Origin of the sequence: Dietzia sp. DQ11-44, from assembly GCF_014145205.1 — a bacterium.
GTDB classification, from domain to species: Bacteria; Actinomycetota; Actinomycetes; order Mycobacteriales; family Mycobacteriaceae; genus Dietzia; species Dietzia natronolimnaea.
The window spans coordinates 1-1950 of the sequence record NZ_JAALEC010000236.1 but is presented as its reverse complement, the minus strand read 5'-3'; the positions used below and the strand labels follow the sequence as shown (position 1 = coordinate 1950).

Here is a 1950-nt window from a genome sequence, read left to right as displayed (position 1 = left end):
CCCCCGTCCCGCCCCCCGTCCCGTCCCACCCATCCCCCATCGGAGGTCCACCGTGACCGAGAAGACCGCAACCACAGCCGACGTCTGGGAGTCCCCAGCGCATCGGCGAACCGTCTACGGAGTACTGGCCGTTGTCGCGCTGGCCATCCTCTTCGACGGCTACGACCTCGTGATCTACGGCGCGATCCTGCCCACGCTCATGGCGGACCCCGGCCAGATCGGCCCGCTCGGTGCCGCTCAGGCCGGGGCCCTGGGTTCGTACGCCCTCGTCGGAGTCATGATCGGAGCGCTGAGCGCGGGCGCCGTCGGTGACCGCATCGGACGTCGGAGGATCATGCTCGGCTCGATCGCCTGGTTCTCGGTGGGCATGGCCGCCACCTCTTTCGCGCAGAACATCACGACGTTCGGGATCCTGCGCCTTCTCACCGGCCTCGGAATCGGCGCGATCGTCGCCACCGCCGGTGCGATCATCGCCGAGTTCGCCCCCGCGGGGCGGCGGAACCTGTTCAACGCCGTGGTCTACAGCGGAATCCCCGCCGGCGGAGTCCTCGCCTCGGCCCTCGCGATGCTGCTGCGCGACCACATCGGCTGGCGGGGACTGTTCCTCATCGGCGCACTGCCCCTCGTCATCGTCCTGCCCTACGCGTGGTACGCCCTGCCCGAGTCGCCGCGCTGGCTCTCCTCGCGGGGGCGCACCGACGAGGCCGTCGCCCTGTGTACCGCCCGCGGATTGCCGGTCAACGCCTTCATCGACGCCCCCGCCGGGAGCTCTCACGGCTCCGGCGCAGCGGGTACCGCCGCAGCGTCGCCCACCGGATTCGCCGGGCTGCTGACCCCGGCCTATCGACTCGGCTCCCTCCTGCTGGGGTTCATGAGTTTCGCCGGGCTCCTCCTCACCTACGGGCTGAACACGTGGCTGCCGACGATCATGGAGACGTACGGCATCGACGCAAAGAGTTCCCTCGGCTTCCTGTTGGTCCTCAACGGCGGTGCCATCGCCGGCGGGCTGGCTGCATCGCGGTTGGCCGACCGACACGGCCCGCGCGTGATCGTGGCCTGCTCCTTCCTCCTGGCCACGTCCGCCCTGGTCGCCGTGACCCTCTCCCCGCCGATCGCACTGATGATCCTGCTCGTCGCCGCTGCCGGCATGGGCACCATCGGGACCCAGGTACTCGTCTACGGCTTCGTCTCGAACTACTACGAGACCGGTTCCCGCGCGGCGGGTGTGGCCTGGTGCGCGGGTTTCGGGCGCCTGGGCGGAATCCTCGGTCCGGTCATCGGCGGCCTCCTCGTCGCCGCGGGACTCCAGGCGGAGACCTCGTTCCTCGTCTTCGCGGGCGTCGCCCTGGTCGGGGCCGTGATCACCCTCGCCGTCCCGCGCTCGCCGGGCCTGGTCGCCCAGGTCCCCGACACCCTCATCGGCGCCGGTCCCGACGGCAGGTCCGACGGTTCTCGGGAACGGATCGAGACCCCGGCGGCCGACCTACGCTGAGGTCATGACCACCATGCCCTCCCTCATCCCCCGCCACGGTCACCACCGCGTCGTGGAACGACTCCGTGAGCTCCACGGCGCGGTGGTGGACCGCGGGTCGTCAGTGGTCCTGGTGACCGCCCCGTACGGTGCGGGCAAGAGTCACCTCGTCGACACCCTGCTCACCGGAACCACCGGCGTGACCACGGTGCTGACCAGGGCGTTGCCGTGGGAACACGACGTCCGGTGGGTGATCGCGGACCGGATCCTCCGGCGACTTCCCCCGGTCGCCCCGCCGGGTGACGGCGAGACGCCCGGTCCGGCCGGGGTCGAGCGGACCGGGTCCCGGGTGGTCGACGAGCTCGACGCCGCGCTCGGGGGCGCCGGCGCCGGGACGGTCATCGTGATCGACGACGCCGACCACGCCGATCCAGGATCCCTCCGCGCACTCGGATCGGCTCTCGAGACCTCCGTCGACG

2 protein-coding genes are annotated in these 1950 nt (G+C 71.3%); both read left to right on the top strand.

Annotated elements, in window-relative coordinates:
* The first annotated feature begins 52 nt into the window (after positions 1-52).
* Positions 53-1492 carry an aromatic acid/H+ symport family MFS transporter gene (locus G6018_RS06845; RefSeq protein WP_347237819.1) on the top strand — a complete coding sequence of 480 codons (1440 nt, stop codon included), beginning with the start codon at positions 53-55 and terminating at the stop codon, positions 1490-1492.
* A gap of 4 nt (positions 1493-1496) precedes the next feature.
* Positions 1497-1950 (top strand): ATP-binding protein (locus G6018_RS06840; protein ID WP_182639226.1); only part of this gene is annotated, 454 nt, incomplete at its 3' end.